The organism is Streptomyces sp. NPDC127117, assembly GCF_042677325.1.
GTDB lineage: Bacteria > Actinomycetota > Actinomycetes > Streptomycetales > Streptomycetaceae > Streptomyces.
Genome location: NZ_JBHXTM010000007.1, coordinates 1 through 21,696, shown reverse-complemented (window position 1 = coordinate 21,696; position 21,696 = coordinate 1). Strand labels below are relative to the sequence as shown.

Sequence of the window (21,696 nt, the reverse complement as noted above, 5' to 3'; positions counted from 1 at the left end):
TGCCATGTTGCTCGAAGTGCGCGATCTGCACGTGGAGTTCCACACCCGCGACGGCGTCGCCAAGGCCGTCAACGGGGTCAACTACTCGGTGGCCGAGGGCGAGACGCTCGCCGTCCTCGGCGAGTCCGGCTCCGGCAAGTCGGTCACCGCGCAGGCCATCATGGGCATCCTCGACATGCCCCCGGGAAAGATCAGCGGCGGCGAGATCCTCTTCAAGGACCACGACCTGCTGAAGATGAAGAAGGACGAGCGCCGGAAGATCCGCGGCCAGGAGATGGCCATGATCTTCCAGGACGCGCTCTCCTCCCTCAATCCCGTGCTCAGCGTGGGGGAGCAGCTCGGTGAGATGTTCGTCGTGCACCGGGGGATGTCCCGCAAGGACGCGAAGCTGAAGGCCGTCGAGCTGATGGACCGGGTCCGCATCCCGGCGGCCAAGGAACGCGTCGGGAACTTCCCGCACCAGTTCTCCGGCGGCATGCGCCAGCGCATCATGATCGCCATGGCGATGGCGCTGGAGCCGTCGCTGATCATCGCGGACGAACCCACCACCGCACTCGACGTGACCGTCCAGGCCCAGGTGATGGACCTGCTCGCCGAGCTCCAGCGCGAGCTGAACATGGGCCTGATCCTGATCACCCACGACCTGGGCGTCGTCGCGGACGTCGCCGACAAGATCGCCGTGATGTACGCGGGCCGGATCGTCGAGGCCGCCCCGGTCCACGAGATCTACCGGGCACCCGCCCACCCGTACACCAAGGGTCTGCTCCGGTCGATCCCGCGCCTGGACCAGAAGGGCCGGGAGCTGTACGCGATCAAGGGCCTGCCGCCCAACCTGCTGCACATCCCGCCCGGCTGCGCCTTCAACCCGCGCTGCCCGATGGCCCAGGAGATCTGCCGGGGCGAGGTGCCGCCGCTGTTCGAGGTGGCCGAGCACCGTGAGAGCGCCTGCTACTTCTGGAAGGAGACGCTCGATGCACGCTGACCACTCGGGGCGCAGGGAAGCGCGCGAGGAGGGCGAGAAGGCCCGGGCGCTGCTCGCCAGGTCACGCGCCGGGTCCGCCGCGGCGGGCGGCGAACCGATCCTGGAGGTCCGTGACCTGGTCAAGCACTACCCGCTGACCCAGGGCATCCTGATCAAGAAGCAGATCGGCGCCGTCAAGGCGGTCGACGGGGTCTCCTTCGACCTCGCCGCGGGCGAGACGCTCGGCATCGTGGGGGAGTCCGGCTGCGGCAAGTCGACGGTGGCGAAGATGCTGGTCCATCTGGAACAGCCGACGGCCGGCGCGATCAAGTACAAGGGCGAGGACATCACCAAGCTGTCGGGGCGCGCCCTGAAGGCGGTGCGCCGCAACATCCAGATGGTGTTCCAGGACCCGTACACCTCGCTGAACCCGCGCATGACGGTCGGCGACATCATCGGGGAGCCGTACGAGATCCATCCCGAGGTGGCCCCGAAGGGGGAGCGGCGCCGGAAGGTCCAGGACCTGCTGGACGTCGTCGGGCTCAACCCGGAGTACATCAACCGCTATCCGCACCAGTTCTCCGGCGGCCAGCGCCAGCGCATCGGCATCGCCCGCGGCCTGGCCCTGAACCCCGAGATCATCGTCGCCGACGAACCCGTCTCCGCCCTCGACGTCTCCGTGCAGGCGCAGGTCGTCAACCTGCTGGACCGGCTCCAGGCGGAGTTCGGGCTCAGTTACGTCTTCATCGCGCACGACCTGTCGATCGTCCGGCACATCTCCGACCGGGTCGGCGTGATGTACCTCGGCCGGATCGTCGAGATCGGCTCCGACGAGCAGATCTACGACCACCCCACGCATCCGTACACCCAGGCGCTGCTCTCCGCGGTCCCGGTGCCGGACCCGGCGGCCCGGGAGCACCGGGAGCGGATCATCCTGCACGGCGATGTCCCGTCGCCCGCCAACCCGCCTTCCGGCTGCCCCTTCCGCACCCGGTGCTGGAAGGCGCAGGAGCGGTGCGAACTGGAGGTGCCGCTGCTGGCCGTCCCGGCCGTCTTCCGGCCGGCTCGGACACCGGCCGGCCACGACTCGGCCTGCCACTTCGCGGAGGAGAAGCAGGTGGTGCCGCCGGAGGGGCTGCTGGAGGCGCCGGGGGAGACGGCCGCCGAGGACGGCCCGTCGGACGGCGCGGACAGCGCGCAAGGGCAGGGCGGGGCACCGGACGGGGAAGGCGGGGCCGCGGACGGGGAGGGCGGGGCCGCGGACGGGGAGGGCGGGGCACCGGACGGGGAAGGCGGGGCCGCGTCGTCCGGGGGCACGCGGGCCGGCTGACCGCGGGCACGTTAACGCGTGGGCAATCCGTCCGTCTCGCGGCCGAGACACGGACCGGCCAGCATGGTCGGCGTACGGCCGTGCGGGTGCCGTGTACCGGCCGGGAGGACGCCAAGTCCCCCCGGCCGGTTGCCCGTCGGCGCACCACGCCGGTGAACCCCTTGTCCGGTGGGCGGGGACGGTGGAGTATCGCTCGGGTGATACTCACTCGGGGGGCAAGGGTCACAGGTGCCGTTCTCTGCGCCGCGCTCGCGCTGATCGTCGCGGGCTGGGTCGTACGGGACGTCAGGGCGGCCGACGACATCGGACAGCTGTGGCGCCAATGGGCCGGCTACTACGACATGCGGAACCCATTGCTGCCGGCCACATCGGCGTACGACGTGGTGCTGCTCGTGGTGTATCTCGCCGCCGCCGTCGCGTCCCTGCGGTCCTCGGTGGCCGGTGCCACGCTGGTCGCCACCGGTGTGATCACGCTCGTGGTGCGGCTCCCCGGACTCTGGAACATCGGCGAGCCCCGGATGGACGCCCGGTTCGCCGACGACCTGCGCACCCGCGCCCTGCTCAGTGTCTTCGCGTCGCTCGCGGCGGGCATCGCGCTGATCATCACCGCGGCGGCGGGACGCCGGGCCCCGCACGACTTCTCCGAAACCGTCCCGGCCCGGCCGGGGCCGGGCGCGGGGGTGATCGCCTTCCTCTGCCTCGGCGCGGCGGGAGCGGTCACGATCGCCTGGGAGATCCGCCAGGCGATGCGGATTCCCGACATCTACCCCGACTGGTTCGTCGGCGGGGACCGGATCTTCCAGGGGCTGACCGACCCGCCGCCCGGCTGGTTCACGGCCGTCCTGGCGCTGCTCTGCCTGTTCGCGGCGGCGAGCGCGCTGTTCCGCGCCGTGCACGCGCGGCCGTTCGGCCTGATCGCCGCCGCTCTGCTGCTGGGCGGCGGAGCGCTGGGCGTGGCCCGCTCGGTGCACTACGAACTGCTGGAGCACTTCGTCGATCTGCCGGTCGAGAGCCAGCTCACCGTGGTGACCGGGTTCTTCGAGGTGTTCGCCGGAGCCGTGGTGCTGCTGGCGCTGGCCCTGCCGGGCCCGGCCGCACCCCCGCCCCTGCCCGACCAGGGCTACGGACAGGGGTACGGCTATCCGCGCCCCGGCGTCTTCGGGCCGCCGCCCCCGTCCCAGCCGCCGCCCGGCTGGTGACGGGGAGGGGCACCCGGCGGGTTCTCAGCCGAGCAGCCCCAGCGACCGCTTCAGGAAGTCGACCTGGAGCAGCAGCAGATTCTCCGCGACCTGCTCCTGCGGGGTCATGTGCGTCACCCCGCTGAGCGGCAGCACCTCGTGCGGGCGCCCGGCCGAGAGCAGCGCGGACGAGAGCTTGAGCGAGTGCGCGACCACCACGTTGTCGTCCGCGAGACCGTGGACGATCATCATCGGCCGCACCTGCTCGGCGGCCTCCGAGAGCCCTTCGTCGGTGATCACCGAGTTGTGCGCGTACACCTCGGGCTGCTTCGCCGGGTCGCCGAGATAGCGCTCGGTGTAGTGGGTGTCGTACAGCCGCTGGTCGGTCACCGGGGCGCCGACCACCGCCGCGTGGAAGACATCGGGCCGGCGCGTCACGGCCAGCGCCGCCAGGTATCCGCCGAACGACCAGCCGCGGATCGCGACCTTGCCGAGGTCCAGCGGGAACCGGCCGGCCAGCGCCTGCAACGCCTCGACCTGGTCGTCGACGGAGAGCACCAGATTGTTCTTGACCGCCTTCTCCCAGCCCGGTGAACGTCCCTGCATGCCCCGGCCGTCCGCGACCACGACCGCGAAGCCCTGGTTCGCGAACCACTGCGACGTCAGATGCGGATTGCGGGCGGCGACCACCCGGCGGCCGTGCGGTCCGCCGTACGGGTCCATCAGCACCGGAAGCGGTCCGTCCGACTCTTCGTACCCCTCGGGGAGCAGCACGGCGCACGGAATTCGCCGTGCGCCCCCCTCGGTGAGTTGCACCCGGGCGGAGAGGACCGGCTCCTCGGCGTGGCTCGCCACGGTCGCGATCCGCTTGCCGTCCCGGACCACCTCGACCCGGGCCCCGGAGCGGTCGAGGCAGTGGCTGACCAGCACCGTGACCCCGCCCGCGCGGACCGCCGAGTGCACCCCGGCCCCCTCGGAGACCCGCTCGACACCCAGTTCGTTGACCCGGTAGACATGGGTCTCGCCGATCTCCGGTTCGGCCGCCTCCTCACCGGCGGAGGCCGAGACCAGGATGTCCGAGTCCCCGATGTCCAGGACCGCCTTGAGGTGCAACTGCGCCCCGGTCAGCAGCCGGTCGCCGACCGCGAGCACCCGCGCCCCGCCCTCGTCCGCGATCCGTACCAGCCGGCCGTCCGGCGCCCAGGCGGGCACGCCGGGGAAGATTTCCAGCCATACCGGGTCCTCGTCGGCATGCACCGTACGCGTCGAACCGGTCTCCGGGTCCACCGCGAGGAAGAGGTGGCTCTGCTGGTCACGGGACTGCACCAGCAGCAGCGGCGCCCCGTCCGACGACCAGTGCACCTGCGCCAGATAGGGGTGACGTGCCCGGTCCCAGACCACTTCGGTACGGGCGCCGTCCAGGCCCAGCACGAAGAGCCGCACATCGGCGTTGGGCGTTCCCGCCGCCGGGTAGGCGACCTCGGTGGGCCTGCGGTCCGGGTGCGCGGGGTCCGCGATCCACCACCGCTGCACGGGGCCGTTGTCGACCCGGGCCACCAGCAGCCGGTCCGACTCCGGCGACCACCAGAAGCCCCGCGAACGCTGCATCTCCTCGGCGGCGATGAACTCCGCGAGACCGTACGAGACATCGTCCCCGTCCGGCTCGGCGAGCGCCCGGTCGCCGTCGCCCTCCGCGCCCACGACGCGCAACGCACCCTTGGACACATATGCGATGTGTCGTCCGTCCGGTGACGGTCGCGGGTCGATCACCGGGCCCGGAACCGGCAGCGCACGGGCCGTCCCCGCCCGCAGTTCGGCGACGTACACCTTCCCGGAGAGTGCGAAAGCGGCCAACTCGACGGCCGCGTCCACCGCATAGCCGACGATCCCCGAGGAGCCCTCGCGGCTGCGCTCGCGCCGGGCCCGCTCCTGCGCCGACAGCCGCTCCGCCGAACCGCCCAGCAGGGCCTCGGGGTCGGCGACCACGCGCTCCTCCGGGGCTCCGTCCTTCGGCAGATCCAGCACCCACAACCGGCCCGACCGGTCCGTTCCGGAGGCCGACCGCAGGAAGATCACCCGCTCACCGTCGGGCGAAACGGTGAACGACCTCGGGGCGCCGAGGGTGAATCGCATGGTCCTGGCGTGCTGACGGGGAAACGAGATCTGCTGCGAAGTCATGTGCCGAACCTAGTCCCTTTCGTCTGCATCGGGACGGGGCCACAGGGCCTGATCCGGACGAGCGGCAACGGTCCCCGACCGCCCGGTCGTGCGCCCCTCGTGCTGCTGTGCCCCGATCAATGCGTTAGGACGGATAGTTATGATCCGTAGCGCTCGGTGGGTATGAACCTGCTGGCTCCATGTGTGCTGCCCGTCCCGACCGTACTGATGGAGGTGAACCGCCGTGGCACTCTCGATTTCGGCGGTGGTGCTGCTGGCGATCGTCGTCTTCCTGCTGATCCGGAAATCCGGACTGAAGGGCGGACATGCGGTGGTCTGCGCACTGCTCGGTTTCTATCTCGCCAGCTCGTCGATCGCGCCGAGCATCTCGAACCTGACCACGAATGTGGCGGGCATGATCGGAAGCCTCAAGTTCTGAGGCCCGGCTCGTCGGCGGCAGGTGCGCGGTGGTGACGCGGGCGGTGATCGGTGCGCCCGGCTCGTAGGGTGGTCTCCATGACGGACCATCCCGCCCGGCGCCTCCTCCTGGTGCACGCGCACCCCGACGACGAGTCGATCAACAACGGCGCCACCATGGCCAAGTACGCGGCCGAGGGTGCCCAGGTCACCCTGGTGACCTGCACGCTCGGTGAGGAGGGCGAGGTCATCCCGCCCTCTCTCGCCCATCTCGCGGCCGACCGGGACGACACCCTGGGCCCGTTCCGCCAGGGTGAGCTCGACGCGGCGATGAGGGAGCTGGGGGTCACCGACCACCGGCTCCTGGGCGGCCCCGGACGCTTCCGCGACTCCGGAATGATGGGAGCCGAGCAGAACCACCGCCCCGGCGCCTTCTGGGCCGCCGACGTGGACGAGGCCGCCGGACACCTGGTGGAGGTGATCCGCTCGGTGCGCCCGCAGGTCCTCGTCACCTACGACCCCGACGGCGGCTACGGACACCCCGACCACATCCAGGCGCACCGCGTCGCGATGCGCGCCGCCGACCTCGCCGCAGACCCCGGCCACCGCACCGGGTCCGGCGCCCCGCACACCATCGCCAAGATCTACTGGAACCGGGTGCCCCGCTCGGTCGCCGAGGAGGGCTTCGCCCGCCTCCGGGAGACGGCGCCGGACGCCTTCCCGGGCATCGCCGGCATCGACGACGTACCGGGCGTGGTCGACGACTCCAGGATCACCGCGCGGATCGACGGCTCGGCCCACGCCGACGCCAAGAGCGCCGCGATGCGGGCGCACGCCACCCAGATCGTCGTGGACGGCCCCTTCTTCGCCCTCTCCAACGACCTCGGCCAGCCCGTCTTCACCACCGAGTGCTACGAGTTGGTGCGCGGCGACTCCGGAGCCCCCCGGGGGAGCCGGGAGGACGACCTGTTCGCGGGCGTCGCGGGAGCGGAACGATGAGCGGCGGCAAGCAGCGCGCACCGCGCCCCTCGCCCCCCTCCGGCGGCACCGCGGCCACCGGCCTCGCCGCCCCCCTCAACCCCGGGCGGATCGCCGCCTATGTGGGCCTCGCCGTGCTGGGCGCCCTCGTCGGGATCGCGGGGGCGCTCGTCCAAGCCGCCTGGTTCCCCGCCGGTTTGCTGCTCGCGCTGCTGGCCGCCGCCGGCCTCTTCCACGGGGGCCGCCGGCTCTTCGGCACCCAGCTCGGAGCCCTGGCACCCGCTGCGGGATGGCTGATTTCGATCGTCGTTCTGCTGGGTGGGCGCCCGGAAGGCGACTATGTCTTCGGCGACGAACTCGGCCTCACTCTCTTCATGCTGGGCGGGATGGCCGTCGCTGTGATCTGTGCCACCATGTCGCGGTCGCCCCAACAGGGCGCCGACAACGGCCGACCTGGCAAGTAATGTGCCACGTCCGATCCCGTAATGCCCCCTGTCCGTCCGGCGTCCGCGCGGCCGTTTCCCCCGGTCGCGGGGTGTCCGTCGGCGGCGGCCAGTATGGTGGTTCGCGCGCCGAGCCGTCCCCTGGCCTGCGGCATGGGGGAAGTACGGGCGGCGGAGCCAATCGGGAGAACCTGCTTTGAGTCGTGAAACTGACAGTTCGTCCTCCGGGCCCCAGGGGCGCGGAGGAGCCGCGTACCCCTCGGGGACGCCGCCGTACGGATCCCGCCAGTATCCGTCGCTGCACCCTTCGCAGGATGCCCCGGAGGGGGCCCCGGAGCCTGCGGACCCGTCCCGGTCCGAGGAGCCGAGGACCGAGACGACGCTGACGACGCGTATCCGGATCAACATTCCGGGCTCGCGTCCGATCCCGCCCGTCGTCATGCGTACGCCCGTGGGCGACGCCGACAACGCCGACGTCGAGCGCACCGGCAGCATCCCGCGCCCCGGTTCGCCCGCGGCCGACGGTGCCCCGGACGCTTCCGACGCCGGGCCGGCCGCCGAGGCCCGGACCGATTCCGCGAGCGCGGAACCGGCCGCCGAGAAGCCTGCCAGGGAGAAGAGCGGCAGCGACTGGTTCGCCCCGCGCAAGCCCCCCACGAACACCTCGGTCGCGGGCGGTACCTCCGGCGGCGGTACGGCCGGTGGCGCCGAAGGCATCAGAGGTGCCGCACCCACGCCGCCCCGCGCCGATCTGCCGTACTTCTCGGACGGTCCGCAGAGCACCGGCGACCAGGGCGCGCCCCGCCCCGACGACTTCGGGACCGGTGGGTCCGCGTCCGGCGGCCCGCGCCCGACGCCGAACCTCGGTGTACGCACCCCCGGCCCCACCGGACCCACCACGGGCCCGGTCACCGGGACTTCGTCCCTCACGCCGAACCTCGGCGGACCGGGCGGCCAGGGCCCCATGGGCACCGGCCCCGGCCCGGTCGGCTCCGGACCCACGGGTTCCGGTCCCATGGGCTCCGGCCCCGGCCCGGTGGGCCCGGGCGGTCCGGCGGGCCCGCAGGGGCCCGGCGCCCCCGGCGGCCCGCCGCGGATGTCCGACGACACCGCGGTGCTCACGCCGCAGTTCGCGGCCCCGGCCCCCTCCGTTCCCGGCGGCAACGTCTCCGGTGACACGCTCACCAGCGGCATCCCCGTCGTTCCGCCGGAGCGCCGGGCACCGTCCCTGTTCCCGGGCAAGCCCGGGGCCGGCGGCCCCGAAGCGGCGCCCCGTGTCCCGGACGACCCGATGGGCACCGGGCCGGCGGGCCCCGGCGGTCCCGCCGCCGCGTCGCCCGTCCCGCGTCCCGAACCGGCGCCCGCGCCCGCGAAGAAGCAGGGCCGCTCCAAGCTGGTCCTCCTCGGCGCCGGCGTCGTCGCGCTGCTAGGTGTCGCGTACGGCGCCGGGCTGCTGATGAACCACTCCGACGTACCCAAGGGCACCACCGTCCTCGGTGTCGACATCGGCGGCGGCACGAAGGAAGAGGGCGTCACCAAGCTGGACGCTGCCCTCGGCAAGCGTGCCGTGGCCCCCCTCCAGCTGTCGGTGGACGGCCGCAAGACCCAGCTCGCGCCCGACAAGGCCGGACTCGCTCTGGACAGCCAGGAGACCGTGCGCTCGGCGGCCGGCAGCGACTACAACCCGGTCTCCGTCATCGGCTCGCTCTTCGGCGGCAAGCGCGTCGTCGACCCGGTGATCCCGGTCGACAAGGAGAAGCTCGGCGTCGCGCTGACGGACCTGGCGGGTGTCTCCGGCTCGGCCAACGACGGCACGATCAAGTTCGAGCCGGGCAAGGCCGTTGCCGTACCCGGGAAGTCGGGCAAGGCGCTGGACGTCAACCAGTCGATGACCTCGGTGCGCGACGCGTACCGCGCCCAGGTGCAGACCGGCCGGACGAAGGTCGTCCAACTGCCCGTCACCACCAGCGAACCCACCATCGGCCAGGCCGAACTGGACCGGGCGATGAAGGAGTTCGCGAAGCCCGCGATGTCCGGTCTGATCACCATCAAGGCGGGCCCCAAGCAGATCCAGTTCGGCCCGGCCAGGTCGCTGCCGCAGATCCTCTCGATGGTGCCGGTCAAGGGACGGCTGGTCGAGCACTACGACAAGAAGGCCATCGACACCCTCTGCGACGGCGTCTTCGACGGCATCATGATCACCAAGGGCGACGGCAAGAAGCACCAGCTCGGCGCGGACGACGTGGCACACGCCATGCAGACCGCACTGCTCGGCAAGACCCCCGCCGAGCGGACCGTCGTCATCAACCTCGACGGCAACGGCTGACCGCCGCCCCCGGCGAACGCACCGCACGCCCGCCCCCGGCCGGACCCCGGCCGGGGGCGGCGCCGTGTCCGGACCACGCCCGGGGCAGCGGAGTCATACGCACCGCATGACATCTGTCATCCCGTTTCCACGACCGGCGGCCCTGCCGCGGCCACCCCCTCCTCCGCCACGCTTGACGCATGACAACGACAACCGCCGAGGCCACCGGGGCGAAGACCGCCGCGGTCCGCTTCGACCAGGTCAGCAAGGCGTACGGAGCGGTACGCGCCGTCGACGGGCTCACCCTCGACCTGCACCCCGGCGAGACCGTGGCGCTCCTCGGCCCCAACGGCGCAGGGAAGTCCTCCACCCTGGATCTGCTGCTGGGCCTGCGCACCGCCGACTCCGGTTCGGTCCAGGTGTTCGGCACCACCCCGCAGAACGCCATCGCCGCGGGCCGGGTCGGCGCGATGCTCCAGACCGGCGGCCTGATGGAGGACGTCACGGTCAAGGAACTGGTCGGCCTCGCCTGCGACCTGCACCCCGAGCCGTTCCCGGTGGCGGAGGTGCTCTCCCGCGCCGGCATCGTGCAGATCGCCGACCGGATGGTCAACAAGCTCTCCGGCGGCCAGGAACAGCGTGTCCGCTTCGCGCTCGCCACCGCCGGTGCCAACGACCTGATCGTCCTCGACGAGCCGACCACCGGCATGGACGTCACCGCCCGGCAGGCATTCTGGGCCACCATGCGCGAGCAGGCCGGGCAGGGCCGTACCGTCCTGTTCGCCACCCACTACCTCGAAGAGGCCGACGCGATCGCCGACCGCGTCCTCGTCCTCCACAAGGGCCGGCTGCTCGCCGACGGCACCGCGGCCGAGATCAAGGCGAAGGCCGGAGCCCGCCGGATCTCCTTCGAGCTGGAGGGCCCGATCGACGAAGCGGCCCTGCGCGGGCTGCCGTTCCTCGCCGCGCTCGACGTCACCGGCAACCGGGTCCGGATCCAGTCCCGCGACGCCGACGCGACCGTCCACGCCGTGTACGGACTCGGCCTCTACCCGCGCGAACTCGAAGTCGCCGGACTCGGCCTGGAGCAGGCCTTCGTAGCCATCACCGAGGCCGAGGAGGCCAGGACCGCATGAACACGTTGATCAGGCTCGAAGTGACCCGCACCCTGCGGAACAAGAAGTTCATGTTCTTCTCGGTCATCTACCCCTCGGTGATCTACCTCCTCATCTCCAGCACCCAGAACACCACCGACCGGATCCCGCACACCGAACTCACCTTCCAGGCCTTCTTCATGGTCTCGATGGCCTCCTTCGGGGCGCTGACCGCCGTCCTCATGGGCAACAGCGAACGCATCGCCAAGGAGCGCGAGAAGGGCTGGGTCCGCCAGCTGCGGCTCACCGCACTGCCCAGCCGCGGCTACGTCCTGGCGAAGATCGCCAGCGCGGCGATGGTCACCCTGCCGTGCATCGTGGTGGTCTTCCTGGTCGCCGCCGCCGTCAAGCACGTACGGGTGGAGACCTGGCAGTGGTTCGCGCTGGCCGGGGTCATCTGGGCCGGATCGCTGGTCTTCGCCGCGCTCGGCGTCGCCATCGGATACCTCGCCAGCGGGGACGCGGTCCGCCCGCTCACCATGATCATCTACTTCGGGCTCTCCATCCTCGGCGGCCTGTGGATGCCCAGCGCGACCTTCCCGCAGTGGCTCCAGAACATTTCCGAGTGGCTGCCCACGCACGCTTACGCTTCTCTCGGCCAGGCGATCGAGATGGGCGGATCGCCGCACGCCAAGGACGTCGCCATCCTCTGCGCCTACTTCCTGATCTTCGCGGGCGGCGCGGCCTGGCTCTACCGGAAGGACACCCTGAAGGCGTGAACGACGACGAGACGTCCGTGGGCCTCGGGCGCCCGCCCACGAGCCGCCGGCAGGGCTGGATCAAGCTGTTCTGGGTCGGCATCTGGCTCGCGTTCATGAGCGCCCCGGTCAAGGACCTGATCGACGGCAACCACACCCCCTGGGCGACGGCGCTCGGCGCGCTCGGCCTGCTGATCTTCGTCGGGGTCTATCTGCTCCTGGTCTTCCGCCACACGGCCAAGCCCCTGGACCACCGTCTCGTCCACTCCCTGATCGCCTTCCTCGGCGTCCTGTCGGTCGTCCTCACGCTGACGCTCGGCACCGCGTGGCTGGTCCTCTTCGTGTACGTGGCGGTCTCCGTCGGCGCCACCCTGCCGCTGCGGACGTCCCGTTGGCTCATCCCCGTCGTCACGGCCGTCCTGGTCGGCATCGGCCTGACCGACGACCACCCCCGCGAGGTCATCACCGCCCTGGTCTTCCCGGCGCTGCTCGGCGGCTTCTCGATGACCGGCGTACGGCAGCTGATCCGTACCACCATCGAACTGCGCGAGGCCCGCGCCACCGTCGCCCAGCTCGCCGCCAACGAGGAACGGCTCAGGCTCGCCCGCGATCTGCACGACCTGCTCGGCCACTCGCTCTCCCTGATCACCCTCAAGAGCGAGCTGGCCGGGCGGATGCTCCCGGACCACCCGGAGCAGGCGGCAGCCCAGGTCGCGGACATCGAACAGGTCAGCCGCCAGGCCCTGATCGACGTACGCAGCGCGGTCACCGGCTACCGCCGTCCGACCCTCCCCGGCGAACTCGCGGGCGCCCGCACCGCACTCGCCGCCGCGGGCATCACCGCCGACGTCCCGGCCGAGGCCCCCGACGACCTCCCCGAGAAGCCGGAGGAGGTCCTCGCCTGGGCGCTGCGGGAAGCCGTCACCAACGTCGTACGGCACAGCGGGGCCCGGCACTGCACGGTCACCCTCGCCCCGCGCCAGACCCTGGACGGCAGGCTCCTCGAACTCACCGTCTCCGACGACGGCGTCGGCCCCTCCGGCACGAAGCCGGGCAACGGCCTCACCGGCATCGGCGAACGCCTCGCCACGGTCGACGGCACGCTGATCACCTCGGCCGGCAGCTCCGGTTCCGGCAAGGGCTTCACCCTGACCCTGAGTGTTCCGCTGGATTCCGGCCTAGGATCCACGGAATGAGCATGATCAGACTCCTCCTGGCCGAGGACCAGTCCATGGTGCGCGAGGCCCTCGCCGCGCTCCTCGGCCTGGAACCCGACATCGAGGTGGTGGCCCAGGTCGCCCGCGGGGACGAGGTGCTGGCCGCCGCCCACGAGCACGACATCGACGTGGCGCTCCTGGACATCGAGATGCCGGGCATGACCGGCATCGACGCGGCCGCCGCCCTGCAGCGCGAACTCCCGGCCGTGAAGGTCGTCGTCGTCACCACCTTCGGCCGCCCCGGCTATCTGCGCCGGGCGATGGAGTCGGGCGCCGATGCCTTCCTGGTGAAGGACGCCCCGGCCTCCCAACTGGCCGCTGCGGTACGCAAGGTGCTCGCCGGGGAACGCGTCATCGACCCCACGCTCGCGGCGGCGGCACTGGCCGACGGGGCGAGCCCGCTCACCGACCGCGAACGCGATGTGCTGCGCACGGCGGCGGACGGCTCCACCAATGCGGAGATCGCGGCCGCCCTCCACCTCTCGCAGGGGACGGTCCGCAACTACCTCTCCATGGCCATCCAGAAAATGGCGGCCCGCAACCGCGCCGAGGCGGTCCGCATCGCCCGCGAGAAGGGCTGGCTGTAGCCCGCCGGGACGGCTCGGGCGGTGAACTCGCCGGGCCGGCCGTGCCGGGTGCGGTCAGTCTTCGTCCGGGTACTGCCAGTTGACCGAGGCCGTGGCGGCGGGTGCGAGCGCGCGGACGCGTTCGTGGAAGGCGGCCTCGAAGTGCGGGCGCCAGGCGTAGAAGCGGCTGATGCCGATGGGGTGGTCGGTCTCGCCGGCGATCCAGTGCTGCCCGTCCTGGAGGCTCCAGCCCAGGGCGACCTCGTGCTCCTGCAGGCCCTCCTCGGCGACCAGCTCGGCGAGCGCGCTCAGGACGGACCTGGTCTGTGCCTCGTCGGCCAGCCCGGTCACCTCGAAATTGAACATGATGTTGACGCCCATGCGTGGATGCTAGTGCCATGACCGCATGGGGGCGCCGGGCCGCACGGGCCCGGTGCGTGACCGGCGTTGCCGGTCACAGCACTTGCCGCGGGAGTGGATCCCGTGGCTGGAGCAGCGATTGACCTCGACGCCGCCGCTGAGGGGTCCGTGGGCCGTGGGGCCGGATTTTGGACTTGCAGGTCCAATTCTGTCGTCGCACAGTGGCACTCCGCCCTGGCTTTCCAGGGCCCCGGCCGGTCGAACGCGGTAGGCGGTTCGGCCGTGCGGGTTCATGTCGGAGGACCGAGCAACGGAGTGGACCATGTCGACGCGCCTTGAGGGCAAGACCGCCCTGGTGACCGGAGCGACCAGCAACATCGGACGGGCCATCGCGGAGGCGTTCGCCGCCGAGGGGGCGCACGTCGCCGTCTCGGGCCGCAGCGCCGGACGCGGCAAGGAGGTCGTCGACGGCATCCGCGCCCGCGGTGGCCGCGCCGACTTCGTGCAGGCCGCCCTGGACGGCAGCGCCGCCGCCTCGCAGGCGCTGGCCCGGGAGGCGTCACGGGTCCTCGGCGGCCGCATCGACGTCCTGGTCAACAACGCGGGCATCTACCCCGGAGACACCACGGCGGCCACCGACGAGAAGACCTTCGACCAGGTCTACGCGGTCAATGTGAAGGCCCCGTTCTTCCTCACCGCGTCCGTCGCGCCCGCCATGGTGGAGGCGGGCGGCGGGGCGATCATCAACCTGGGCTCCTGGATCGCGCGCCTGGGCGTTCCGGTCGGCGCCCTCTACAGCTCCACCAAGGGCGCCGTGGAAACCCTGACCCGGGCCTGGGCGGCGGAGTTCGGGCCGCAGGGCGTGCGCGTGAACGCGATCTCGCCGGGCGTCGTGCTGACCCCCGCCCCCGGTGAGATCCACCCCGGCGAGGTCATGATGAAGGGCACCCCCGCGGGCCGGACGGGCACCCCCGACGCCATCGCGAACGCCGCCGTCTACCTGGCCGGCGACGAGTCGTCCTTCGTGCACGGCATCGTGCTCGACGTCGACGGCGGTCGCACCGGCGTCGCCGGCTGACCCGCTTCGTCGCTCCGGCCGGGGCCGCCGCGCGAACCGGCCGGCGCCGGGTCGCACCACCACATCGCGCGAACCGGCCGGGCGCCGGGTCACACCACCGCGTCGCCCGCCCGGCGCAGGTCCGCGATCCCCTGGTCGAGGGCGGCCCGCAGATGGGTGGACCGGCCCGTCGACAGCAGGATCGACACGCCCCCCTGGATCGCGGCCAGCAGCGCGGCGGCCCTGGCATCGACGTCGAGCCCGGCGGGAAGCCGGCCGGTCGCCTGGAGCGAGCGGATGCCCGCCGCCAGGCTCTCCTGCCAGCGGCGCATCAGCTCGATCGCGATCGCCCGCGCCCCGGGCGTCGAGCGCCCGATCTGGAGGAACAGCGATCCGAGCGGACACTTGTCGCCCTGTGCCTCGTAACGCTCGATCACCACATCCCGCCACTGCTCCCAGGCCTCCCACGAGTCAAGGCGGCCCAGATACGGCTGCTGGTCCTCCAGGACGTGGTCCGCCTCGAACTGCGCGACCGCGACGAGCAGTTCGTCCTTTCCGGCCGGAAAGTAGTGGAACAGCTGACTCTTGCTGGTGTTGGTCCGCGCCATGATGTCGTCCAGCGTCGCCGAAGCGACCCCCTTCTCCCGCAGCACCGCCGCAGCCCCCTCGACGATCCGGCTCCGGGTCGCCCTCCCCTTCGCCGTCAGCTCCCCGCGCATGATCCGCCTCCCTCGAATGGACTGTGTGGTCCACTGTAGTCGCGCCGGTAGGTCCAACTCCCCGATGCGGCAACGACGGAGTCGCTACGGTGAACCCGCCGACCGCCTCCTTGCCGATGCGGGACGCAACCTCGGCGCGGGACACGACGAACCATGAGGAGTGGGTGGATGAGGGGTCGGGATCTGCTGATCGCCTGCATATCGCTGATGACCGTGGGCGGAGCGCTCACCGCCTGTTCGTCCGAACCGCCGGAGCCCGCGCCGCGCCCCTCCGGCATCGCGGACATCAAGGCGTGCGACTTCTTCACCGAGGACGAACTCGACGAGTACCAGCTCCATGACGCCGCGCAGCTCACCTCTTCGGCCGACTGCATGTGGCAGGGCTCGAAGTTCTTCGAGGACGCGAGTACGGCCCTGGTCCTGACGCTCCGGAACCGGTCCGCCGACCAGGAGCTGGAGGCCCTCGGCACTTCCGCCAAGGAGAAGTTCTCCGAGCGGCCCGCGGTCGACGGCCGCCGGGTCTGGCGGAACACCACGCCCGGCGAGGACGTCTCCTGCGGGCTGCTCTTCGAGATCGACGGCTCGTCGTCCGCCGAGCTGAAGCTCTCGGAATTCCTGGGTGTCTCCGACGTCGAACCCACCCAGCAGGACCTCTGCAAGGGCCTGGACGAACTCGCCCCACGGGTCGAGGGGAAGCTGCCCGCCGTCCGGGGCTGACGGAGAGCCCTGTGTGCGGGCCGACGCCGAACACCTGGAACGGCTGCTCGCGGAGGCGGCCGACCGTCACCAGCGGGGGACGGCGAAGGGGAACCGGCACTCCGGCGGGGCCCGGCCGTGGCGACCGGACCCCACCCCGTACTCCCGGTGCTACGGAACGGTGCTACGGGAACGACACCACCTGCGACGGGACGGTGTCCGACCCCGAGGTGGGCGAGCCCGTGCCGTTGATGACGTGCTCGTACTGCCCCTTGCCGCCGAGCGAGACCACGAGCAGGTCGTGGAACTTCACGCCGGGCTTCACCGGTGCCTGGAAGCCGTGGTCCTGACGGATCGTCGGGTCCACGTTGAAGTAGCAGTAGCTGCCCAGCCCCCAGCCCTCGTGGCTGTTCACCGAGTCGTCGACCTTGTAGGCCGCGAACCCCTTGGTGTCGCCGTTCTGAATGGCGGCCTGGTTGGGGGCGTCGTACGCCTTCTCGTTCTGGAAGAAGATCGTCCGGCCGTTCTCGCCGGACCAGCGGACGTCGTACTTGTTGAAGTGCTCCACGAACAGGCCGGTCGCCAGGACGTTGTCACCATTGACCTGGAGGCCGTAGTCGGCCCGGTTGGTCTCCCAGCCGACGCCCTCGCCGTGGTCGGCCCGCCAGAGCCAGGTGTGGTCGATGATCGTGTCGTTGCTGTTGATCACCATGCCGGTGGTGGCCCTGCCGGCGCCCGCGCCGCCGACCCGCACGAACACGTCCTGGAGCGATGTCGGGTTGTCCGCGTGGCGCGCCGACGCGCCCTCCGGGCCGACCTCGATCAGCGTGTCCGAGTTCGTGGAACCGGCGTCGACGAGCAGACCGGCGAGCTTCACGCCGTCCACGTCACCGACCCTGATGGCCGTGACCCCGTTGTCCGGGACGATCGTGGCGAGCCCCAGGCCGAGCACCACGGTGTCGGCGCGGTTGATCTCGATGGTCCGGTCCACGTGGTAGACACCGGGCGTGAACAGCAGGTGCAGGCCCTGCTCCACCGCGGCGTTGATCGTCTCCGCGCTCGCGCCGGGCTTCACCACGTAGAACCGGTCCAGCGGTATCGACTCGCCCTGCGGTGTGCCGTTGCCCCATGAAGTGCCGCGTGCGTTTGTGCGCTTGGCGGGCACGAACACCTTGTACGTGTTCCCGTCGAGGTGGAGGAACGGCTTCTCGCGCGAGACGGGGGTGGTGTCGAGCGTGGTGTACGGGGGCTCCGGGAAGCTCTGCGCGGGCGCACCCTCGACGCCGGAGAACGTCATGTTCCAGACGCCGTTGTTCCAGCCGCCGACCGAACTGTCCCGGGTGTACCACTGCTGCTGCGAGTACGGCCCGACCTGGCCGTCGATCCTGCTGTCGGCTATATAACCGCCACTGGCCCAGCCGTAGCCGTCGGGCGCGAGGTTCAGCCCGCCCCTGACGTGCATCCGGCGGAACGGCGCGGCCTGCGACACCGCCCAACGGTCCGTGCCGTTCACCGGGTTGAGCGCCAGGTTCTCCGCCGACCGCCAGAAGTTCTGGGTGGCGTTCCCGTCGAACCAGCCGGCGTCGACCGTCACATCGCCGTTGAACGTGGTGTCGTCCGGATTCAGTCCCAGACCGGCGATCGAGGTGTAGAAGCCGATCTGCGCGTTGATGTTGTCGTACGTGCCCGGCTTGAAGAACAACGCGTAGCGGCCGTCACCGAACTGCGCCGGCTCCTGCCTCTTGAAGACTTCGTCGACCTTGCCCTGGATGTCGGGTGTGGAGGGGTCGAAGACCATGACGTTGGGGCCCAGATCGCCACCGCCGACGATCTCCCGCGCATCCTGACCGTAGGCGGTCGGGGCGGTGGGGGCGGAGATGAGCAGTGCGGCGGCGAACGCGGCGAATCCGAGGATCCGGTGCCGGCGGCGTGGGGGTGACGTGGGGGGAGCATGCATGAGGACACTTCTCCTGAGTCGTGGTTCGAGTGCACGACGAACTGCGGAGAGAGCGCTCTGAGAGCGCTCTCCCAGCGGGATTCGATGGTTCCGCCGCCGTGCGGGGAACGTCAAGAGGTGTGCACCGGTGGCGGTGCCGGATCGGCCTGTGCGCAACAACTGACGTCAGGAGAAAGGCAATTGACCCGTTCTGCGGTCAGTTCACCGGGAACGTGGATTCAGAGGATGACGACCGGCCGGCCCCGGGACGGGGGCGGCCGTCCTCGTACGGCCGCCCCTTCCCCATGCGGTCAGTCCGTCAGCGTCTCGCTGAAATGGGACGGGCCGGCCGGGGCGCCGATCGTGGCCGCGCCGAACGAGACGGAACCCTTGGCGATGATGCCGGTGGCATCCGTACCGAAGATCCACAGGGCGCCCCTGCCGCCGTTCTCCGTCGGGTCGCCGACCACCATTTCCGTGCGGCCCCTGCCGTCGTAGTCGGCCAGCGCGAGGGCCGCGCCGAACCGGTCGCCCGCCTCGGCGACCCCCGGAACCCCGGCCGTGTACTGGCCGAACTCCTTGGAACCCGCACCGCTCACGCCCTTCGGACCGCCCTTGAGGACCAGGACCCGGCCGGCCTCGCGGATGCCGTTGATCCCCTCGCCCGGCAGGCCCGTGGCGATGTCGGGGTAGCCGTCGCCGTCCGTGTCGCCCAGTGCCAGGCTGTAGCCCATCAGGTCGTGGGCCTCGGCCGTGCCCGAGATGCCTTCGGAGTCCTGGTTGATCCAGACGGGCTTGCGGGCGGTGCTCTGTCCCTTCGGTCCGCCGTACGAGATGAACAGCGCACCGCCCTTCTGTGCCGGGTTGTTCAGGTGCGTCGATCCGTCGCCGTGCCCGATGACGATGTCCCCGTGGCCGTCCTTGTCCAGGTCGGCGATGCCCACGGAGGTGCCGCCGACACCGGCGCCGTCCGCGTCCTTGATCTCGACCGGGGCGGAGAACCCGGTGCGGCTGCCCTTCAGCAGGTACGTGTGCTGCTGCCACGGGTCGTCCGGGCCGAAGCCGAGGATCACCAGATCGCCCACGCCGTCGCCGGTCACCTCGCCGGTGGCGATCTCCGAGATGTCGAGCAGGTCGGTGCCCTCGACCGAGAACGAACCGAGCCTGCTCCACTTGCCGGTGCGGTCGATCGGGCCGTGCAGGATGTGGCCACCGAGTCGCGCGTCGTCCACCGCGATGTCGGCGATGCCGTCACCGTCGACATCGCCCACGTCCAGGTCGCCGAAGCCGTAGGCCTGGTCACCGGGGATGGGCTTCAGGAGCATCGCGTTCTTCGAAAGGCCGGACGGGCCACCCCAGTTGACGGTCAGCACCGTGCCCTTGTCACCGTTGGCCCGGTACGCCCAGGGGCGGCTGACGAGATCCGCGTAACCGTCGCCGTCCAGGTCGCCGCTGCGCAGTTCCGTTCCGTAGCGGGCGTCCCCGGGGTTGCTGATGCCCGGGCGGTCCGGCCAGGTCAGCACTTGTTTGTGGGCGGAGGAGAGGCCGCCGGGGCCGCCGAAGAGGACGCTCACGGCGCCCGCGCCGCCCTCCGGGTCGCCGAGGACGGCCATGGGGGCGCCCACCGCGACGTCGGAATAGCCGTCGCCATTGAAGTCGTCGTGCAGCCGCTTCGGGCTGGGGGCGCTCGCCGCGGGGGCGGAGGACTTCGTGGTGGCGTGGCCCACGGGGGCCGCGACGGCCCCGGCGATCAGGACGATGCCGGTCGCTACGGCCAGGCGGCGGCGGTGGGAGGGAGCGGGCATGTCGGTCAACTCCGGTGCTCGGAACGTGAGTCGGGGCAGTACGGAAATGAGCTCCGTACTGCCCCGTACGACCTCGCGGTCCGGCGGATGGTTGTGCCGCACCGCCACGGGCGGCCGTCGTCGGTCAGCCCTTCTCGAAGCTGTCGAGGTGGGCGAAGGCCACCACGTTGTCCTCGTAGTCCTTCGCGGTCTTGTTGTACGCGCCGCCGCAGGTGATCAGGCGGAGCTGCGCGGAGTCGGTGTCGGCGTAGACCCGGTCGTCGGGGAACTTCGCCTTGCTGAACTGCTCGACGGAGTCGACCTTGAACGTGGCGACCGAGCCGTCCGCGCGAGTGATGTCGACCTTGGCGCCGGGCTGGAGGTACTGGAGCTGGAGGAAGACGGCGGGGCCGGTCATCGTGTCGACGTGGCCGGCCACGATCGCGGCACCGCGCTCGCCGGGGGTGGCGCCGTCCTTGTACCAGCCGACCAGGTTGTTGTCGTTGGGTGGCGGCGCGTCCAGCTGCCCGGTGGCGCCGATGGAGAGATCGGTGAACGGTGCGTCCACGCCGATGTCCGCGATCCGCAGACGCTTCGGCACGGAACGCTCCATCGCCGGGCCGAGGGTGGCCTTGGACGAAGTGACGGGGGCCGGCGCGGCATGGGAGCCGAGGACCTCGGGGGCGGCGGACGAGACGGCGGCGGGCCGGGCCGGAGGCTTGTCGTCGACCGAGGTGCCGAAGGAGTTGTAGATCAGGATCATGCCGAGCCCGGCTGTCACGGCGGGCCACATCAGGGCGCGGCCCAGTGTGGTTCGGGGGGCAGTCCGGGTGGGGGTGGAGCCGGTCGACTGCGGGGCGGCCATGGGAACGTGCCTTTCGGTTGTGCGGTGTTGAGGAGGAGAACGGGGGAGGGGAGAGGGAAAGCGGGGGAAAGCGGGAGGAGCGGGGGAAGCCGAGGGGGGAGCGGCGGGGCCCGGGTGAGGTCCGGGCTTATCCGGGGCTTATCAGGGAGGAAAAGCAGCCGCCGCGGCCGCCACCCCGAGGGGCAGCGGCCGCGACAACGAAACGACCGGCCGGTGGTTCGGCCTGGTCAGGCCATCGCGCCACCCGTCGACTGGCGGCGGCGCAGCTTGTACGCGCCGACGCCGACACCACCGAGCAGCAGCGCCGAGCCGGCGGCCAGACCGCCACCGGTCATCGCCATGCCGCCACCACCGGCGTGCACACCACCACGGGGTCGGTCACCGCCACGGTCGCCGTAGCCACCGCGGTCGCCGCCACGGTCGCCGTAGCCACCGCGGTCGCCGCCACGGTCGCCGTAGCCACCGCGGTCGCCGCCACGGTCGCCACCGCGGCCACCTTCGTCTCCGCCACGGCCACCGCCACGGCCACCTTCGTCGCCGCCGCGGCCGCCCTCGTCGCCGCCACGGTCGCCACCGCGACCGCCCTCGTCGTCACTGGTGATCACGGAGGCCATGAAGCCGCCGCCGGTGTGGACGCCGCCGTAGGGACCGCCGTGGTTGCCACGGCCGCCACGGCCCTCGCCGTAGCCGCCGCGGTCGCCCTCGCCGCCCTTGTCGCCGCCGCCCGTGTCACCACCGGTGATCACAGTGGCCATGAAGCCGCCGCCGGCGTGGACGCCACCGTTGGGACGGCCGTAGCCGCCGCGGTCGCCGCCACGGCCACCCTCGTCTCCACCGCGGCCACCGCCACGACCGCCGTCGTCGCCGCCGCGGCC

Annotated in this window: 20 protein-coding genes; 14 read left to right on the top strand and 6 right to left on the bottom strand. The window is 71.5% G+C overall.

Going from position 1 to position 21,696, the window contains the following annotated elements:
- Positions 1-4 precede the first annotated feature (4 nt).
- The 3 genes from ACFVH0_RS08620 (at position 5) to ACFVH0_RS08610 (ending at position 3,490) form a co-directional block, all read left to right on the top strand.
- Positions 5-982: an ABC transporter ATP-binding protein gene (locus tag ACFVH0_RS08620; RefSeq protein ID WP_385818855.1), complete on the top strand. Its 978-nt coding sequence runs from the start codon at positions 5-7 to the stop codon at positions 980-982.
- The gene (locus ACFVH0_RS08615; protein ID WP_385818854.1) at positions 972-2,291 is read left to right on the top strand and encodes an ABC transporter ATP-binding protein; all 1,320 of its coding nucleotides are present in this window, start codon (positions 972-974) and stop codon (positions 2,289-2,291) included. Before ACFVH0_RS08620 ends, ACFVH0_RS08615 begins: the two co-directional genes overlap by 11 nt.
- Before the next feature lie 197 nt (positions 2,292-2,488).
- On the top strand, positions 2,489-3,490 hold the full coding sequence (locus ACFVH0_RS08610) for a hypothetical protein (RefSeq protein WP_385818853.1): 1,002 nt from the start codon (positions 2,489-2,491) through the stop codon (positions 3,488-3,490).
- 24 nt (positions 3,491-3,514) lie between these two features.
- Here the strand turns inward: ACFVH0_RS08610 and ACFVH0_RS08605 are convergent, their stop codons facing one another.
- Complete coding sequence (locus tag ACFVH0_RS08605; RefSeq protein WP_385818852.1) at positions 3,515-5,647, bottom strand: prolyl oligopeptidase family serine peptidase; 2,133 nt, start codon at positions 5,645-5,647, stop codon at positions 3,515-3,517.
- Between the two features lie 223 nt (positions 5,648-5,870).
- Between ACFVH0_RS08605 and ACFVH0_RS08600 the strand changes: the two genes are divergently transcribed.
- From ACFVH0_RS08600 to ACFVH0_RS08565, 8 genes are all read left to right on the top strand, one after another.
- Complete coding sequence (locus ACFVH0_RS08600; protein ID WP_093896879.1) at positions 5,871-6,065, top strand: hypothetical protein; 195 nt, start codon at positions 5,871-5,873, stop codon at positions 6,063-6,065.
- A 77-nt stretch (positions 6,066-6,142) separates the two neighbouring features.
- Positions 6,143-7,042, top strand: a complete 900-nt coding sequence (gene mshB, locus ACFVH0_RS08595) for an N-acetyl-1-D-myo-inositol-2-amino-2-deoxy-alpha-D-glucopyranoside deacetylase (RefSeq protein WP_385818851.1) — start codon at positions 6,143-6,145, stop codon at positions 7,040-7,042.
- A complete protein-coding gene (locus tag ACFVH0_RS08590; RefSeq protein ID WP_385818850.1) occupies positions 7,039-7,485 on the top strand; it encodes a DUF6113 family protein in 447 nt (148 codons plus the stop codon). Before mshB ends, ACFVH0_RS08590 begins: the two co-directional genes overlap by 4 nt.
- Before the next feature lie 418 nt (positions 7,486-7,903).
- Positions 7,904-9,790, top strand: coding sequence for a peptidoglycan binding domain-containing protein (locus ACFVH0_RS08585; protein ID WP_385818849.1), 1,887 nt, complete (start codon positions 7,904-7,906; stop codon positions 9,788-9,790).
- Between the two features lie 179 nt (positions 9,791-9,969).
- Positions 9,970-10,905: an ABC transporter ATP-binding protein gene (locus ACFVH0_RS08580; protein WP_385818848.1), complete on the top strand. Its 936-nt coding sequence runs from the start codon at positions 9,970-9,972 to the stop codon at positions 10,903-10,905.
- Entirely contained in the window at positions 10,902-11,642 is a 741-nt protein-coding gene (locus ACFVH0_RS08575) for an ABC transporter permease (RefSeq protein WP_385818847.1), read from the top strand. Before ACFVH0_RS08580 ends, ACFVH0_RS08575 begins: the two co-directional genes overlap by 4 nt.
- Entirely contained in the window at positions 11,639-12,817 is a 1,179-nt protein-coding gene (locus ACFVH0_RS08570; RefSeq protein WP_385818846.1) for a sensor histidine kinase, read from the top strand. Before ACFVH0_RS08575 ends, ACFVH0_RS08570 begins: the two co-directional genes overlap by 4 nt.
- Positions 12,814-13,425 carry a response regulator gene (locus tag ACFVH0_RS08565; protein WP_385818845.1) on the top strand — a complete coding sequence of 204 codons (612 nt, stop codon included), beginning with the start codon at positions 12,814-12,816 and terminating at the stop codon, positions 13,423-13,425. The genes ACFVH0_RS08570 and ACFVH0_RS08565 overlap by 4 nt, the downstream gene beginning before the upstream one ends.
- A 54-nt stretch (positions 13,426-13,479) precedes the next feature.
- Here ACFVH0_RS08565 and ACFVH0_RS08560 read toward each other — a convergent pair whose 3' ends face one another.
- A complete protein-coding gene (locus ACFVH0_RS08560) occupies positions 13,480-13,785 on the bottom strand; it encodes a hypothetical protein (RefSeq protein ID WP_385818844.1) in 306 nt (101 codons plus the stop codon).
- A gap of 301 nt (positions 13,786-14,086) precedes the next feature.
- Here ACFVH0_RS08560 and ACFVH0_RS08555 point away from each other — a divergent pair, with 301 nt between their 5' ends.
- Positions 14,087-14,842 (top strand): SDR family NAD(P)-dependent oxidoreductase, encoded by a 756-nt coding sequence (locus tag ACFVH0_RS08555; RefSeq protein ID WP_385818843.1) that lies wholly within the window; start codon positions 14,087-14,089, stop codon positions 14,840-14,842.
- Positions 14,843-14,931: 89 nt separating this feature from the next.
- Here ACFVH0_RS08555 and ACFVH0_RS08550 read toward each other — a convergent pair whose 3' ends face one another.
- Positions 14,932-15,540 (bottom strand): TetR/AcrR family transcriptional regulator, encoded by a 609-nt coding sequence (locus tag ACFVH0_RS08550; RefSeq protein WP_385818842.1) that lies wholly within the window; start codon positions 15,538-15,540, stop codon positions 14,932-14,934.
- A 168-nt stretch (positions 15,541-15,708) separates the two neighbouring features.
- Between ACFVH0_RS08550 and ACFVH0_RS08545 the strand changes: the two genes are divergently transcribed.
- Positions 15,709-16,257, top strand: a complete 549-nt coding sequence (locus ACFVH0_RS08545; protein ID WP_385818841.1) for a DUF3558 family protein — start codon at positions 15,709-15,711, stop codon at positions 16,255-16,257.
- 163 nt (positions 16,258-16,420) lie between these two features.
- Here ACFVH0_RS08545 and ACFVH0_RS08540 read toward each other — a convergent pair whose 3' ends face one another.
- The 3 genes from ACFVH0_RS08540 to ACFVH0_RS08530 all read right to left on the bottom strand — a co-directional run bounded on the left by ACFVH0_RS08540 (position 16,421) and on the right by ACFVH0_RS08530 (position 20,821).
- Entirely contained in the window at positions 16,421-18,193 is a 1,773-nt protein-coding gene (locus ACFVH0_RS08540) for a coagulation factor 5/8 type domain-containing protein (protein ID WP_385818840.1), read from the bottom strand.
- A gap of 290 nt (positions 18,194-18,483) precedes the next feature.
- Entirely contained in the window at positions 18,484-19,977 is a 1,494-nt protein-coding gene (locus ACFVH0_RS08535; RefSeq protein ID WP_385818839.1) for a VCBS repeat-containing protein, read from the bottom strand.
- A gap of 124 nt (positions 19,978-20,101) precedes the next feature.
- Positions 20,102-20,821 (bottom strand): class F sortase, encoded by a 720-nt coding sequence (locus ACFVH0_RS08530; RefSeq protein ID WP_385818838.1) that lies wholly within the window; start codon positions 20,819-20,821, stop codon positions 20,102-20,104.
- 356 nt (positions 20,822-21,177) lie between these two features.
- Between ACFVH0_RS08530 and ACFVH0_RS08525 the strand changes: the two genes are divergently transcribed.
- Positions 21,178-21,696 (top strand): hypothetical protein (locus ACFVH0_RS08525; RefSeq protein ID WP_385818837.1); only part of this gene is annotated, 519 nt, incomplete at its 3' end.

Excerpts from the sequence above, each read along its gene's own strand:
- ACFVH0_RS08580 (WP_385818848.1), top strand. The coding sequence starts at position 9,970 with ATGACAACGACAACCGCCGAGGCCACCGGGGCGAAGACCGCCGCGGTC.
- ACFVH0_RS08560 (WP_385818844.1), bottom strand. The coding sequence starts at position 13,785 with ATGGGCGTCAACATCATGTTCAATTTCGAGGTGACCGGGCTGGCCGAC.
- ACFVH0_RS08530 (WP_385818838.1), bottom strand. The coding sequence starts at position 20,821 with ATGGCCGCCCCGCAGTCGACCGGCTCCACCCCCACCCGGACTGCCCCC.
- ACFVH0_RS08590 (WP_385818850.1), top strand. The coding sequence starts at position 7,039 with ATGAGCGGCGGCAAGCAGCGCGCACCGCGCCCCTCGCCCCCCTCCGGC.
- mshB (WP_385818851.1), top strand. The coding sequence starts at position 6,143 with ATGACGGACCATCCCGCCCGGCGCCTCCTCCTGGTGCACGCGCACCCC.
- ACFVH0_RS08615 (WP_385818854.1), top strand. The coding sequence starts at position 972 with ATGCACGCTGACCACTCGGGGCGCAGGGAAGCGCGCGAGGAGGGCGAG.
- ACFVH0_RS08535 (WP_385818839.1), bottom strand. The coding sequence starts at position 19,977 with ATGCCCGCTCCCTCCCACCGCCGCCGCCTGGCCGTAGCGACCGGCATC.
- ACFVH0_RS08545 (WP_385818841.1), top strand. The coding sequence starts at position 15,709 with ATGAGGGGTCGGGATCTGCTGATCGCCTGCATATCGCTGATGACCGTG.
- ACFVH0_RS08565 (WP_385818845.1), top strand. The coding sequence starts at position 12,814 with ATGAGCATGATCAGACTCCTCCTGGCCGAGGACCAGTCCATGGTGCGC.
- ACFVH0_RS08585 (WP_385818849.1), top strand. The coding sequence starts at position 7,904 with ATGCGTACGCCCGTGGGCGACGCCGACAACGCCGACGTCGAGCGCACC.
- ACFVH0_RS08555 (WP_385818843.1), top strand. The coding sequence starts at position 14,087 with ATGTCGACGCGCCTTGAGGGCAAGACCGCCCTGGTGACCGGAGCGACC.
- ACFVH0_RS08550 (WP_385818842.1), bottom strand. The coding sequence starts at position 15,540 with ATGCGCGGGGAGCTGACGGCGAAGGGGAGGGCGACCCGGAGCCGGATC.
- ACFVH0_RS08620 (WP_385818855.1), top strand. The coding sequence starts at position 5 with ATGTTGCTCGAAGTGCGCGATCTGCACGTGGAGTTCCACACCCGCGAC.
- ACFVH0_RS08540 (WP_385818840.1), bottom strand. The coding sequence starts at position 18,193 with ATGCATGCTCCCCCCACGTCACCCCCACGCCGCCGGCACCGGATCCTC.
- ACFVH0_RS08575 (WP_385818847.1), top strand. The coding sequence starts at position 10,902 with ATGAACACGTTGATCAGGCTCGAAGTGACCCGCACCCTGCGGAACAAG.
- ACFVH0_RS08605 (WP_385818852.1), bottom strand. The coding sequence starts at position 5,647 with ATGACTTCGCAGCAGATCTCGTTTCCCCGTCAGCACGCCAGGACCATG.